Here is a 12,767-nt window from a genome sequence, read left to right on the forward strand (position 1 = left end):
GCTGAGCTAAGATGTCACCAACGTGAATGTCAAGCGGTATCATGCAGCGCACCAATATTCCCAATTCTGACCTTCCAGATTCTGTCAGTCCCAATTCAGGGGTTAATTTGGTTTTACTGGCTCCTTTTTTGTTAGTGCTTGCTTGGTTTTGGGCTAATATCTCGGCTGTTAAGTGGCTGTTATCCTCGTTTGTTGAGATACCCACACTGTACAAGATAGTAATTGCTTTTCTGATTCTAGCATTAGTAGTGCGATCGATCGGGAACTCTGTTAGCGCAGCCCGCCCCTACGGGGGCTACGCCAACGAAGAGGATCGCCCGCCCAGATTTTCGCCAAATTTCGTTTTGAGGCGATATCCACTGCTGTTGATGTTGGGTGCGGGTATTTGCTCGATCGCCCTTCAGTACATAATTGATATCAAACAAGTTACTGTCCTGCTATTTATCCTCGGAACTTACGGGCTGTGCGGGTTATTGGTGGAGCCCAATTTTTGGCAAAAAAACTTGCCAGTTGCGGGGTTGCTGGCTTGTATTTTACCATTCAACAGTCAGTTGAATAGCGGATTAGGTTTGCCTGCGCGAGTCCTGACTGCTCAGGTAGTAGAACAGTTGCTCTCAATGCTGCACGTTGGAGCTATTTCTTCTTACGATATTATCGTTTTGGAAAACGGCATCGCTCAGGTTGACGTGCCTTGTAGCGGCATTAAAACCCTCTTAGTCGGAACGCTATTTTTGCTAGCTGCTACCTGGCTGGAAGGGCGTAAATTGACTTTAAGATGGCTGGCTGTATGCGCTGCTAATCTTTTAATGTTAGTGTCGGCTAATGCTGCGCGGGTTGCCGTGTTAGTCCTGGTTTCAGAAGTGTTTAAACAGCCGAATATAGCAGAAATCATTCACGTTCCTCTGGGGATTGTCGGTTTAGTATGTGCTTGTTTTGTGACCTGGTTAATGCTGCAACGAGTACCGAAATTTCAGCCAGAAAAAACCAGCGGTATTTCTGCAAAACCCAACTCAGACATACTCCAAAATCACCCTTTAGCCAAACCAGGAATAATTGCAGCAGTCACAGTTTTGGCAGTCATGGCTCAACTGTCTCATGTAGAAACGTCAAAAATGGCGATCGCACCTTTAAGATTGCCTCAATACATTAAATCAGAGTCGATTCCCCTGAATCCTAGCGAACAAAAATTCTTTGGCAACTATCCAGATACGCAAACACAAAAAATCAGATTTGTCGCCGGCAACTTGCGCGGTTCCATGCTCACAGTAGCGAGCACATCCTGGCAAACTTATCACGCCCCCGAGTTGTGTTTTGTAGCCAGCGGAATTCCCGTCAACCGCATAGAAAAAAAACAACTAACTCCTTCAATAATAGCGCGCTGGCTGTCTTTCAAAAACAACAAATTATCAGCAGTATACTGGCTGCAATCTGCACAGCTAACTACAGATAACTTCCTCTCCCGTATCGGCAGCGACCTCACTCACAAAAATCACAATTGGGTGCTAGTTTCTATTTTATTTGACAGTTCGCTAGCAGCCGAAAATCATGAAGTAAAAGAGTTTGCCGATCGGGTACACGATACCGTTAAACAAAGCTTGCGAGGTGGAAATTAATGAAAATCAAACAGGTATTTGATGGAATTTTTCAAACTATTTTTTGGCTGTGGAATTTGACATTTTTATCGATTGTTTACTTGGGAATTTTGCCGATTATAGGAGTGCCATTAATTAGGGCGACAATAGATGGCACTATCCCGCTAGAGTTTTCTTTGACTGTGGCAGCTACGATCGCAGTACCCACTGTATGTACTGTAATAGGAGCTAGGCATTTTAGCAAGCAACCCCTACAGCTAATGCGTTGGTTTTACGGCGTAGAAGCACCGCTATTTTTGCTTTGTTTGCTCCGCTTGTTCCTGCTGCGAGAACTCACCCCAGCTAGTTCTCAAATCATCGCTACTATTGCTTTGTGCATTGCAGCATTTTCAGTGGAAATGCTGTACGGATATCTGGGTAAAAGAGAAAATATTCAAAATATTTTCGATTCCCAGAATTCCCATAATAAACAGCCTCGTTTTTTCAGGTTAATCGGAGAAAAGCGAAGTGCGTGGCTGCAATTAGGCTGTCACAGTTTAATGGTAGTAGTTGGCATTTGGGCGGCAACATTGCTGATTTATTACGCTGTACCTGTGGCATTGTATACACTTTATGGATTCTTATTTGTCGTCATTCAATTTTTCAAGTTTACATGGGTTTCACAATTTCTGGAGATGTTTAAATATGGGAACTGGGCCTGGGCTTTAATTTGGATACCGCTATCGTTTATATTGTTTGGTTTAACCTGTAGCTTGTTCGTTGTCATGCCTTCGCTGTACGGCTTTCTCTACATTCATTCCGGGCGGAAAATATGGCAGAGTTTTGCTGCACAATACGGGAAAAATAAAGCGCTAATCGGAAGTTTGGGAGTCATAGCAGCTTGGCTGGCTATTTTCTCGGCTTTGCAGCAGCAGCCACAAGTTGCAGCATTAAAAATGCTGGCGACTCCCCCCGCAAATGACAGCAGCCGCCAAACTTTATTAGCCAAGTCTGATATGATTCGATCCGGCTTAGTCAATGCTTATTTGTCCCCTTACCGCTACCTCAGCACTGTGGGAGAAAACAACCACATTTATGAGATGTACAAAAATAGTTGGATTTTCCCTGACGGAGCGGCTCAAACTTTGCAGAACAGCTATAATTTTTTAATGTCGCCGTTTTTGTATCAAGGTTCTAGTGCTGATGTGGAAAAAGCCGAAAAACTCTACGGCGAATTCTTCGATACGGAACTGCAAAAAGGCGACAAAGAAGCAGTAAAACACGCGGTGCAGTCAACCTCAAACCGGGAAGAAGCTAAAGCCGGTTTGCTGAATGTCAATCAGGAAAAAGTATGGTTGCAGTCGCAAGAATTGACTGTCAAAGAAAACGGCGATTGGGCTGACGTTCAACTCTACGAAGTTTACAAAAATCAAACGCCGAACTTGCAAGAGGTATTCTACTACTTTTCCCTGCCGGAAAGCGCCGCAGTTACAGGAGTTTGGCTGGGCGATACTGGCGATTTAAACAAACGTTTTGCATTTACGGTATCGCCTAGAGGTGCCGCCCAGCAAGTCTACAACCAACAGGTAGTAGAAAGAGTCGATCCGGCTTTGCTAGAACAAATTGGCCCCAAACAATACCGCTTGCGGGCTTTTCCAATCCCGGCTAAACGAGAATTCACCCAAACTGACGGGCCAACGGAAATGCACCTGTGGCTTACCTACAAAGTCATGCGCCAGCCGCAGGGTTGGGCTATGCCTGTTTTGGCTGAAAAACGCAACATTTTTTGGAACCAAAATACGCGCCGCACGATCGCCGGAAAAGAGGTAAAATACAGCGGGAAAGAAGCAAGAGAAACTTGGCTGCCACCGTTTTTGCCGGCAGTCGCACAGCAACCGCTAACAGCGCAGCAGGCGGTTCTGCCGGGAGGAAATATCATTTCTGCTAAGCCGCTGGGTGATGCTGATTACTCGCTACCGCAAGGCAAAAAGTTTGCAGTTATTCTGGATACTTCCCGCAGCATGGCGGCGGCAAATAAGCAAGTAAAAGAGACTTTTGAATGGTTGAAATCTCATGCAGCAGTCAAAAATGCTGTTGATTTATATGTCGCCAGCGCTGCGGGAATGCCGCCTAAGTTGGTGGAAGATGTACGCAATTTCGATGCGGCAAAGGTGACGTTTTACGGTACAATCCAGCTCAAAGATATGCTGCAACAGTTTGCACAGTTGCGGGGCGAGAAAAGTTACGATACTGTATTTTTGGTGAGCGATCGCCACAGTTACGAATTGTCGGACGATCGCAAACCTAAACTTTCCATCTCTGCACCCCTATGGACAGTGCATTTGGGAGGTTTGCCCCCCGGCTACGACGACGCAACATTGAAGGTTATTCAAGATAGCGGCGGCGGAGTTGCTACGGATATGAAAGAGGCGATACAGCGAGTGGCGACGACAGCAGCTTCGGGCAAATCTACAGTTAGCGTTGTTGATGGCTATGTTTGGAGTTATGCCAAAACGCCGCAGTCGGAAAAAACCGCCAAATCGGCGGCAGTTGTAGAGTCAAAAAATACAGGCAATGAAGGCTTTAAACCGATAGCTGCGCGGCAGTTGATAACTGCACTTAGCAAGCAGAAAAGTTCAAATCAATTGACGCAACTGGATGCGATGCACGCAGTAGCTAAAAATTTCAAAGTGGTGACTCCTTATTCTTCGATGATTGTGTTAGTTAATGACGCGCAAAGGGAGCAGCTAAAAGCAGCGGAAGCTAAGAGCGATCGATTTGAAAGAGAGGTAGAATCGGGTAAGGAACAGTTGAGTAAGCCGAATAATCCTCTGAATGTTTCGGGGGTTCCTGAACCCGAAGAATGGCTGCTTTTGGCGGTAGGTGCGATCGGACTTTTGGTGATTTTCCTCCGTCAGCGGCGCGCGAAAATGGTAGGCTGAAAGTAAATCCGGGTTGGCTACTCCCTCGATGGTTCGGCGGTTGAAACCGCTACTACAAAAACAAAGTCTGCCTCCGCAGACTAAGAGAGCGAGGGGGTATTTAAGCCGGGCTTGATATCAAATACTAATCTACAGTCGTCTTGAGACGACTTGAGCTATGAGACAGGGGTTTAAACCCCTGTCGGACTGTCGGACTTAACGAATAACGAATAACTAATCTATCTCCACAAAAACGCGATCGCCCTCAATCTTTACCGGATAAGATTCCAGGGAATCGGCTGGTGCATTCAAACATTTACCCGTATCTAATTTGTACTGATACTTATGAAACGGACAGGTAATGATGCCGCTGCTTACCTTACCCATGTCGATCGGGTATTCTAAATGAGTGCAAGCATTGCGGTAACAAGTGACATTCATGCCTTGACGGTTCAAAATCAGCGAAGTACCCTCAACTTTTACCTTCAAAATATCCCATTCGGGAATTTGATTCAGCCCTGTTATCTCTACCCACATATAATCTTTCTCGGTTTAAATAAATGATTGCCAACTAATGGGCGATCGTCCGAAAGGCATAGCGAACAACGAGCGATCGCGGTCTAATTCTAACGCCAACACCTCTTAAAGTCTGAATAGACTGTACAAGCTGTTGGCGGTAATTCACGCCCGCAAAGAATGTTATATCACCCCTACAGCCGCAGGTAACGCATGAGAAGGCTCATAACTTCACCGGGCTTTTGGGCAGGTTGCAGCGGGCTCCACTCGCTGACAGAGGCAAAACCCAAACAGTAAAGGATGTGAATGATGCTCCTCACCGCTTTGGGAGAACCTATCAGCAGGATTTTCACGGGTTCTCGATCGGGTGGCGGAGGCTCTGCTACAGGTACTGTCGCTGTAGCAGTATCGGTTGCTGGGGGATTGGCAAGGAAGTTTTTCGGCATAAGCATTATACGGTTGTTTACTGGGTGGCTTGCTGACAATCGTCAACAACACTATCTTCGCGTAGTGTAGACGAATGTCAACAATCTTTACTTAGCTGCGAGCTTCTGAGAACATAGAAGCCATGAGCAAGGCAGGAAAGGCGCTGAAGCAGGTTTTAGAAACCTATGGCATCAGTCAAAATCAATTGGCAGCGACTATGGGCATTGGACGATCGAGCATTAACCGTTGGGTTAACGAGAATAGAGATCCGGCATCTGAAGCGGTTCTAGAGATTCGCAAGGGATTACAGCAAATTAATCCCGATGCAGCCGGGGATTTTATTCGTTTGTATTTAGATGATTTGGAGGAAAAACTCGAAGAGTAATAATATGGGCGATCGGGCGCTCGCCTCCCATGCCACCTATGCTTAAGATAAACTCAACAAACAGCCGACTATTTAGGCAACATTTACGAAACGATCGCCCTCTGAGACAATGTGAGGCATGGGAAAAGCAGGCAAAGCACTCAAGCAAGTGCTGGAAACTTATAACATAAGTCAAAATCGCTTGGCTGTGACAATGGGCGTAGCACGTTCCAACATTCATCGTTGGGTCAATGAAAATAGAGATCCCGTAGCAGAGGCAGTGTTGGACATTCGGAAAGCACTATGGCAAATTAATCCCGATGCAGCCGGGGATTTTATTTGTTTGTATTTAGATGATTTGGAGGAAACACTCGAAGAGTAATAATATGGGCGATCGGGCGAGATCCTCCCGTGCCAGTTATGCTTGAGATAGACTAAACAAATAGCTGACAATATATAATCTTTCTGGCTTTCAATAAATTCTCACCAACTAATTGGCGATCGCCCTTGAATTCAGAGAAAGGATAGGTGAAGTACCCTCCACACCTGAGAACCTAACCGTTTTCCTCGCCATTTCCCAGGTACAACCTGACGAATTCATCAGCCGCCTCCCGATTGAAGGTCTGCAACGCTTGCTTAATCGCAAATACCGCCTCAGCGGATGGATCTCGTTCTTCACTCACCCAACGGCTAACGTTTGAGCGATCGATTTCCATCTTTGCCGCCAATTGATATTGACTGATATCGTATGCCTCTAATATTTTTTTGAGGGCTTTACCTGCTCTTCCCATGCTCCCGATTGTGTCAGAGAGTCATGCTCCTGTAAACGTTGCTGATTGTCATCTAATGCGCTACACTGCGAGTAGTTGACAATTAGCACCTATCGGATCGAGGAGATCGACCGCAATGACTCAAACACAGCTTTTTGTTTCCACAGAGATCGACGAAATCCCCACATCGCGGACATCGCAGCCAAATCCTGTGCCTGCTGAACCAGACCGGCAACCTGTGCCGATCCTAGTGATTGGTTCCCAGAAGGGAATCGATAAAATTGTTAGCGCACTCTACTTGCGTCGCTTTGCAGCAGTTCAAGAATGGTCGCAGATTTTACCTGCCCCGACTATCGGCAAGCTGATGCGGAGTTTAATTCGCTATGTTTCTTTAGATTAAATTGGGCAAAAATGCTCTTTGACATCAGACGCAGTGCGTTATGAATGGCGCACCTACTGCGGTACTGTACCAGACGGATAGGCGATCGGGCGATCGCCTCCGATGCCAGTTATGCTTGAGATAGACTAAACAAATAGCGCTCGTGGACATTAACCAGCAAAAAGAACAGTTCAGTTATGCGTATATTTATGCAGTTGCTGCCTCGGCTGGCTACTCCTTCCAGATAGCAGCTAGACCATTAGATTTTGACGGGATCGATATCATTCTTGCTGGCGGTATGGGAAGTGGAATTATTCGATATCCCAGACTTGAACTCCAGGTTAAATGCACATCTAGGGATGTGATTGGACAGGAAGCAATTAGATATCCGCTCGAAGTCAAGAACTACAATGACTTAAAAGTAGAAAATATTCTGACTCCCCGACTGTTAATCCTTGTAGTCGTACCCGAGAATTTAGACAATTGGCTAATCCAATCTCAACAGGAACTTTGCCTGAAATATTGCGGTTATTGGGTTTCTCTGCGAGGTCAACCCCCAACCCAGAATCAAACCACTGTTACAATTTCCATACCCAGACAGAATATCTTTAATGTAACAGCTCTTACCACCCTCATGCAGCTAATAGAAGCAGGCGAAACCCTATGATAGTCACCGTTCGAGATCCCGAAATTCTCAAAAATCTACAGCCAGAGATCGTGCGTACTTACCTCGAAACGCATTGCTGGCAAGAAGTGCGACAAATTGACGATAAAGCTTCTCTCTGGAATCGCCACAGCGAAACCTCAGAAGAGTTAGAGATTCTGCTACCATTAAAACCAGAATTTTTAGACTTTCCCCGCCGGATGGCTGAAGTTTTACAAACCCTAGAAATTGCTGAAAATCGTTCCCAGCTCGAAATTCTCAGCAATCTCTTGACATCAGCTCCTAACATTACCATTCAAGGCATAGTCACCAACTTGCAAGAAGGAGCAGCCACCGGAAAAGTAACTTTGACGGGCGTTATTGTTGGCAAGCTGCGGCGCATTCAGTTAGAACTAGCAGAACCAGTCTACGAACTGGCAGTCAAAGCTTATCAAGCCAGAATTCCGGTTATTTGTCAAGGCAATTTAGTTAAACAAGGTCGCTCTTTTTTGCTGGAAAGTACCCATCACTTTACATTAGACTTAGACGCATGGTTGGAATGAATGCGTTCTACTATAATCAACTTAAAGAGCAATAATTAAATAATTTTAAAAAGATGGTTAATGTCTTTATTCTTCAGCACGTCCATGAATTGGGAGACGACCGCGAAGACTACAAAATTATCGGTATTTATTCGACTAAAACATTAGCCGAAGCTGCTAAGGCAAGAATGCTCTCCCAACCCGGTTTTATAGATGCTCCAGAAGGCTTTCATATAAGCTGTTATCCCTTAGATAAAGACCACTGGCTCGACGGCTATGTAACTGTTTATTATTCAGATTCTTAACCTTTACTTTACGGATGAATCTGGCTCAAAATCACCCGCAACCTGTCATAATCATCCTTCAACAAAACACTCAAACTCCTCCCCGCTTCCACCAACCAATATCTATCGCGCATCCGCAACTGATAAATCTCCCGAATCGCCGCCGCCGTCAGCGCATCCACCGGCGCATTAGCCACCCCCAGCAGCGTCCTCAAAAAATCCAACTGCACCGTAAAATCAATCACCTCATCGGGTTCGCAGCGATAAACCGCCTGGTGAATTTGCGGCGGGCGCGGCGGCAAATACTGATAAATTTTACCCCTCGATGGGCCGTGACCGTTCAACCTTTCCGGCGCAGCCTCAAACCCCACAATCGCCACTCGAAACTCGGTTTTTAGCATCGCAAAAATCTGCGGTTGTTCTTCCCGCAACTCTTCCAGCGACAAACCCAAAGCGCGAGCTCTGTGCACCGAGTCGATCGGGCTAGTCGTAGCGTAATAAACCACGCCGTAGATTTGATTTTTCGACTCTTCATCCTCGGCCTTCACCCAACTGCCAAAAGGCGGCATCACGGGAAAACTTAAGTCTTCCGGTTCCAAACATTGAGCCAAAAACTCCGAAGTTGCCGTCTCGATTACCTCAGCAATGCGATCGGGATGGCGCTCTTTTGTAGCAAATTGGGGTAAAGGTAAACGCATATTAGTCAGTTGGCAGTTGGTTGTTGGCAGTTGGTTGTTGGCAGTTGGTTGTTGGCAGTTGGTTGTTATTTATTATTATTTGTAAGTAGGTACTAATAAACAATAACTACTGACAACTGACAACTGTCAACTGACAACTGTCAACAACCAACTGACTATTTCGCGCGACCAGCCGTAGCATCGACAAGTTCCAACTGGGACAGCCGGAACGTAATCAGCTTGTCCCAATTGCCGCCTTCAAATAGTACCGCGACTTTCCCGTCGCTAACTCGCTGGACTTGTCCTTGAAAGGCGTAGTAAATCTCACCCTTATCTTTAACTCGAACTGCCGAACCTGGAAAAATCATAATTCTTGGAATGTTAAGTTGGCTGTTTATAGCTTACCTTTTCTTGGCGATCGAGACTTGATGCTAAAACAGGCAAGATGCCTGTTCCACACACTCAACAGGCAAGATGCCTGTTCCACACACTCAACAGGCAAGATGCCTGTTCCACACACTCAACAGGCAAGATGCCTGTTCCACACACTCAACAGGCAAGATGCCTGTTCCACACACTCAACAGGCAAGATGCCTGTTCCACACACTCAACAGGTTTCTTGTGGGGTGGGCGTCTCGCCCGCCCATCAAAAGCTGATTCACAATCCAAGATGTGAGTTACGCTAAGGCTGCTACGGAAACTTTACCGGCAATGCGGCCGGCGATCGCCCGCAACTCCCTAGCTGAAGCAGAACCCGGTTGTCCCACCACGATCGGCACCCCAGAATCGCCACCTTCCCGCAACGGAATTTCCAGCGGAATGCAGCCTAACAGCGGCACTCCCAACTCAGCAGCAGTCTTTTCCCCGCCACCGGAACCGAAAATATCGTATTGCTTGTCTGGCATATCCGGCGGCACAAAATAGCTCATATTTTCCACAATTCCCAACACCGACACTCCCAACTGCTGGAACATCTTTAACCCCTTGCGGGAGTCCAACAATGCCACAGTCTGCGGCGTGGTCACGATCACGACACCAGCCATCGGCACCGCCTGCGCCATTGTCAACTGCGCGTCTCCAGTACCCGGAGGCATATCGACAATCAGATAGTCTAAATCGCCCCAATTCACCTGATAGAGGAACTGCCGAATGATCCCGTTCAACATCGGGCCGCGCCAAATCACGGGCTGGTCTTTGTCAATTAAAAACGCCATCGACACCAATTTGACGCCGTAATTGAAGGCGGGTTCGAGGCTTTCCCCGCTTTTTCCGTCCCTAACCATGACTTTCGCGTCCCCCAAACCCAACATATTTGGGTCGTTGGGCCCATAGATATCCGCATCCAGCAAACCCACCTTAGCGCCGGTTTGCGCTAGCGCTACTGCCACGTTTACCGCCACCGTGCTTTTGCCGACGCCGCCTTTGCCGCTGGATATTGCGATAATATTTTTAACGCCTTCAATGCCTTGGCGATCGACCACTCCCTTCTGCTGCGGCGTCTCGGCTGTCACCTCCACCGCCACTTTTTCGACTCCTGGCAACTGTTTGACCGCTTTTTGGCAATCTTCGACAATAAATTCTCGCAGCGGGCAAGCAGGCGTTGTCAGCACTAAAGTAAAACTGACGACACCGCCGTCAATTTTTATGTTACGAATCATGTTCAATTCCACCAAACTCTTTTGCAGTTCGGGGTCTTGCACGGGTCGCAGGATTTCTAAGACTGAACTAACATCGAGTGTATTGGGCATTGTGTTCTCCACCATAGCTCTGCAATTGGGTTAGCGAATTTTGGATCGCAGGTTTAAGTATATTTTTATTGCTATTTTTTAATGTAACTTCATAGCGATCATTTGCAGACCTGCGGTGGCATAATTACATGACGACTGGATTTGGGACTCACGGTCAATCTCAAACTCAAATGCGCTCGGCAAGAATTTCTACGACCGAAAGCAATTTGGTCACAATCCCCGAATTGATCCGTGGTCGCAATTCTTCAATCTAAAATCTAAAATCTTAAATCTTAAATCGGATGACAGTTTCTACAACACTTAAAACCGCCACTTCCCCGTTTTTGCCGCCCGCTGACTCTAGAGCTAGAGTCAGCCAATTTATGAAAACCCTACAAGACGAAATTTGTCAATCCCTCGAACAGCTCGATGGCGTTGGCAAATTTAAGGAAGACTCTTGGGAACGATCCGAAGGCGGCGGCGGACGTTCTCGCGTCATGCGCGAAGGCAATGTTTTTGAACAAGGGGGAGTCAATTTTTCCCAAGTGTGGGGCGAAAGTTTGCCGGCTTTGATTCTGGCAAAGCACCCAGAAGCTGCTGGTCACGATTTCTATGCAACTGGCACTTCGATGGTGCTGCACCCCCGCAATCCGTACTTGCCTACGGTTCACCTGAATTATCGCTATTTTGAGGCTGGGCCGATTTGGTGGTTTGGCGGCGGTGTGGATTTAACTCCTTATTACCCGTTGGCTGAGGATGCAGCTCATTTTCACAAAACTCTGAAAGCAGCTTGCGATCGCCACCATCCCGGATATTATCCGACATTTAAACTTTGGTGCGACGAATATTTCTACCTGCCTCACCGCCAAGAAACCCGCGGCGTGGGCGGCCTATTTTTTGACTACCAAAGCGCTCAAGGCCCCCTTTACCGCGACCATCATGTCAAAGGCAAGGCCGCCGAGTGCAGCAACGACATCGGGGTACCGGAACCTAGAACTTGGGAGTCGCTGTTCGCCTTCGTACAGGACTGCGGCCGGGCATTTTTGCCGGCTTACACCCCTATTATTGAAAAGCACCGATCGAAAGAATACGGCGAGCGCGAGCGTAATTTCCAACTTTACCGCCGCGGCCGTTACGTTGAATTTAACTTGGTGTACGATCGAGGCACGACCTTTGGCTTGCAGACCAACGGACGCACCGAATCGATTCTCATGTCCCTGCCACCTTTGGTACGCTGGGAATACTGTTACGAGCCAGAACCCAACTCTCCCGAAGCCGAACTCTACTCCAAGTTCTTAAAACCGCAAGATTGGGCGAATTGGATGCCTCAGCAGTCACCGACCTGAGTTAAACTACTGGGACAGTAACCACCGCGATAGATAATAAATTTGAGGGAAGGGTCAGTGATTCATATTGATCAAAAAACCCACACGCTTCAAGACGGTACAACAGTTATCGTCTTAGCACCGACAGGACGGTTGGACATCACTACAGCTTGGCAATTCCGCCTCAAGTTGCAAGAGTGTATTTCCAAACTTAGCCGCCATGTTGTAGTGAATCTTGGTCAGGTTAACTTTATCGATAGCTCTGGCCTGACCTCACTTGTAGCAGGTATGCGGGATGCGGATAAAGTTAAGGGAAGTTTCCGCATTTGCAATGTTCATCCCGAAGCCAAACTGGTGTTTGAAGTCACCATGATGGATTCTGTGTTTGAAATCTTTGAAACGGAAGAAGAAGCTCTAGAGGGGGTGCCGCGCGCAAGTTGACCACTCCCGCTGGCATCGGTTGCGGTGTAAGCGCAATTTAAGCTTGAGGGTTACAAAATACGCCGGAACCCCGCACAAGAACAGGAAGCAGGTAAATTCTTGCCAGCTTCCTTATGCTTTCTTCCTTTCTTGAGAGGTTGAGAGGTTCACCAAAACACTAAAGTAGAAGAATAGGTCAAGG

General features: G+C 47.0%; 16 protein-coding genes. 10 read left to right on the forward strand and 6 right to left on the reverse strand.

Translation table 11 applies throughout. The annotated features are described in order from the left end of the window. Positions 1 to 26 precede the first annotated feature (26 nt). Together xrtO and OSC7112_RS10750 are read left to right on the forward strand one after the other, a co-directional pair. The gene (gene xrtO / locus OSC7112_RS10745) at positions 27 to 1,613 is read left to right on the forward strand and encodes an exosortase O (protein WP_150111522.1); all 1,587 of its coding nucleotides are present in this window, start codon (positions 27 to 29) and stop codon (positions 1,611 to 1,613) included. Next, the gene (locus OSC7112_RS10750; RefSeq protein ID WP_015175926.1) at positions 1,613 to 4,513 is read left to right on the forward strand and encodes a TIGR02921 family PEP-CTERM protein; all 2,901 of its coding nucleotides are present in this window, start codon (positions 1,613 to 1,615) and stop codon (positions 4,511 to 4,513) included. The genes xrtO and OSC7112_RS10750 overlap by 1 nt, the downstream gene beginning before the upstream one ends. A 213-nt stretch (positions 4,514 to 4,726) precedes the next feature. Here the strand turns inward: OSC7112_RS10750 and OSC7112_RS10755 are convergent, their stop codons facing one another. Together OSC7112_RS10755 and OSC7112_RS10760 are read right to left on the reverse strand one after the other, a co-directional pair. Next, a complete protein-coding gene (locus OSC7112_RS10755; protein WP_015175927.1) occupies positions 4,727 to 5,029 on the reverse strand; it encodes a Rieske (2Fe-2S) protein in 303 nt (100 codons plus the stop codon). Between the two features lie 173 nt (positions 5,030 to 5,202). Next, complete coding sequence (locus OSC7112_RS10760) at positions 5,203 to 5,454, reverse strand: hypothetical protein (protein ID WP_041622474.1); 252 nt, start codon at positions 5,452 to 5,454, stop codon at positions 5,203 to 5,205. A gap of 122 nt (positions 5,455 to 5,576) precedes the next feature. On the opposite strand from OSC7112_RS10760, the gene OSC7112_RS10765 reads away from it, so the two are divergent. Continuing rightward, on the forward strand, positions 5,577 to 5,819 hold the full coding sequence (locus tag OSC7112_RS10765; protein ID WP_015175929.1) for a helix-turn-helix domain-containing protein: 243 nt from the start codon (positions 5,577 to 5,579) through the stop codon (positions 5,817 to 5,819). Positions 5,820 to 5,937: 118 nt separating this feature from the next. Continuing rightward, positions 5,938 to 6,180: a helix-turn-helix domain-containing protein gene (locus OSC7112_RS10770; RefSeq protein ID WP_015175930.1), complete on the forward strand. Its 243-nt coding sequence runs from the start codon at positions 5,938 to 5,940 to the stop codon at positions 6,178 to 6,180. 172 nt (positions 6,181 to 6,352) lie between these two features. Here OSC7112_RS10770 and OSC7112_RS10775 read toward each other — a convergent pair whose 3' ends face one another. Next, entirely contained in the window at positions 6,353 to 6,589 is a 237-nt protein-coding gene (locus OSC7112_RS10775) for a helix-turn-helix domain-containing protein (RefSeq protein WP_015175931.1), read from the reverse strand. A gap of 115 nt (positions 6,590 to 6,704) precedes the next feature. Between OSC7112_RS10775 and OSC7112_RS10780 the strand changes: the two genes are divergently transcribed. The 4 genes from OSC7112_RS10780 to OSC7112_RS10795 all read left to right on the forward strand — a co-directional run bounded on the left by OSC7112_RS10780 (position 6,705) and on the right by OSC7112_RS10795 (position 8,437). Continuing rightward, positions 6,705 to 6,968: a hypothetical protein gene (locus OSC7112_RS10780; RefSeq protein ID WP_015175932.1), complete on the forward strand. Its 264-nt coding sequence runs from the start codon at positions 6,705 to 6,707 to the stop codon at positions 6,966 to 6,968. 142 nt (positions 6,969 to 7,110) lie between these two features. Next, positions 7,111 to 7,614 (forward strand): DUF4365 domain-containing protein, encoded by a 504-nt coding sequence (locus OSC7112_RS10785; protein WP_015175933.1) that lies wholly within the window; start codon positions 7,111 to 7,113, stop codon positions 7,612 to 7,614. Continuing rightward, positions 7,611 to 8,153 (forward strand): hypothetical protein, encoded by a 543-nt coding sequence (locus tag OSC7112_RS10790; RefSeq protein WP_015175934.1) that lies wholly within the window; start codon positions 7,611 to 7,613, stop codon positions 8,151 to 8,153. The genes OSC7112_RS10785 and OSC7112_RS10790 overlap by 4 nt, the downstream gene beginning before the upstream one ends. A gap of 53 nt (positions 8,154 to 8,206) precedes the next feature. Next, positions 8,207 to 8,437, forward strand: coding sequence for a DUF7336 domain-containing protein (locus OSC7112_RS10795; protein ID WP_015175935.1), 231 nt, complete (start codon positions 8,207 to 8,209; stop codon positions 8,435 to 8,437). Positions 8,438 to 8,445: 8 nt separating this feature from the next. Here OSC7112_RS10795 and OSC7112_RS10800 read toward each other — a convergent pair whose 3' ends face one another. The 3 genes from OSC7112_RS10800 to OSC7112_RS10810 all read right to left on the reverse strand — a co-directional run bounded on the left by OSC7112_RS10800 (position 8,446) and on the right by OSC7112_RS10810 (position 10,841). Then, positions 8,446 to 9,114, reverse strand: coding sequence for an HAS-barrel domain-containing protein (locus OSC7112_RS10800; RefSeq protein ID WP_015175936.1), 669 nt, complete (start codon positions 9,112 to 9,114; stop codon positions 8,446 to 8,448). 155 nt (positions 9,115 to 9,269) lie between these two features. Then, positions 9,270 to 9,461: an NAD(P)H dehydrogenase subunit NdhS gene (locus OSC7112_RS10805; RefSeq protein ID WP_015175937.1), complete on the reverse strand. Its 192-nt coding sequence runs from the start codon at positions 9,459 to 9,461 to the stop codon at positions 9,270 to 9,272. Positions 9,462 to 9,770: 309 nt separating this feature from the next. Then, positions 9,771 to 10,841: an Mrp/NBP35 family ATP-binding protein gene (locus tag OSC7112_RS10810; RefSeq protein ID WP_015175938.1), complete on the reverse strand. Its 1,071-nt coding sequence runs from the start codon at positions 10,839 to 10,841 to the stop codon at positions 9,771 to 9,773. Between the two features lie 281 nt (positions 10,842 to 11,122). Here OSC7112_RS10810 and hemF point away from each other — a divergent pair, with 281 nt between their 5' ends. Together hemF and OSC7112_RS10820 are read left to right on the forward strand one after the other, a co-directional pair. Further along, on the forward strand, positions 11,123 to 12,166 hold the full coding sequence (gene hemF / locus OSC7112_RS10815; RefSeq protein WP_015175939.1) for an oxygen-dependent coproporphyrinogen oxidase: 1,044 nt from the start codon (positions 11,123 to 11,125) through the stop codon (positions 12,164 to 12,166). Positions 12,167 to 12,223: 57 nt separating this feature from the next. Continuing rightward, positions 12,224 to 12,586, forward strand: a complete 363-nt coding sequence (locus tag OSC7112_RS10820) for an STAS domain-containing protein (RefSeq protein ID WP_006631392.1) — start codon at positions 12,224 to 12,226, stop codon at positions 12,584 to 12,586. The last annotated feature ends 181 nt before the right edge of the window (positions 12,587 to 12,767 follow it).

Source organism: Oscillatoria nigro-viridis PCC 7112 (genome assembly GCF_000317475.1).
GTDB lineage: Bacteria > Cyanobacteriota > Cyanobacteriia > Cyanobacteriales > Microcoleaceae > Microcoleus > Microcoleus nigroviridis.

Coding starts and splice junctions, on each gene's coding strand:
- OSC7112_RS10810 (WP_015175938.1), bottom strand. CDS start 10,841: ATGCCCAATACACTCGATGTTAGTTCAGTCTTAGAAATCCTGCGACCC.
- hemF (WP_015175939.1), top strand. CDS start 11,123: ATGACAGTTTCTACAACACTTAAAACCGCCACTTCCCCGTTTTTGCCG.
- OSC7112_RS10795 (WP_015175935.1), top strand. CDS start 8,207: ATGGTTAATGTCTTTATTCTTCAGCACGTCCATGAATTGGGAGACGAC.
- OSC7112_RS10775 (WP_015175931.1), bottom strand. CDS start 6,589: ATGGGAAGAGCAGGTAAAGCCCTCAAAAAAATATTAGAGGCATACGAT.
- OSC7112_RS10765 (WP_015175929.1), top strand. CDS start 5,577: ATGAGCAAGGCAGGAAAGGCGCTGAAGCAGGTTTTAGAAACCTATGGC.
- OSC7112_RS10800 (WP_015175936.1), bottom strand. CDS start 9,114: ATGCGTTTACCTTTACCCCAATTTGCTACAAAAGAGCGCCATCCCGAT.
- OSC7112_RS10770 (WP_015175930.1), top strand. CDS start 5,938: ATGGGAAAAGCAGGCAAAGCACTCAAGCAAGTGCTGGAAACTTATAAC.
- xrtO (WP_150111522.1), top strand. CDS start 27: ATGTCAAGCGGTATCATGCAGCGCACCAATATTCCCAATTCTGACCTT.
- OSC7112_RS10755 (WP_015175927.1), bottom strand. CDS start 5,029: ATGTGGGTAGAGATAACAGGGCTGAATCAAATTCCCGAATGGGATATT.
- OSC7112_RS10790 (WP_015175934.1), top strand. CDS start 7,611: ATGATAGTCACCGTTCGAGATCCCGAAATTCTCAAAAATCTACAGCCA.
- OSC7112_RS10805 (WP_015175937.1), bottom strand. CDS start 9,461: ATGATTTTTCCAGGTTCGGCAGTTCGAGTTAAAGATAAGGGTGAGATT.
- OSC7112_RS10750 (WP_015175926.1), top strand. CDS start 1,613: ATGAAAATCAAACAGGTATTTGATGGAATTTTTCAAACTATTTTTTGG.
- OSC7112_RS10780 (WP_015175932.1), top strand. CDS start 6,705: ATGACTCAAACACAGCTTTTTGTTTCCACAGAGATCGACGAAATCCCC.
- OSC7112_RS10760 (WP_041622474.1), bottom strand. CDS start 5,454: ATGCCGAAAAACTTCCTTGCCAATCCCCCAGCAACCGATACTGCTACA.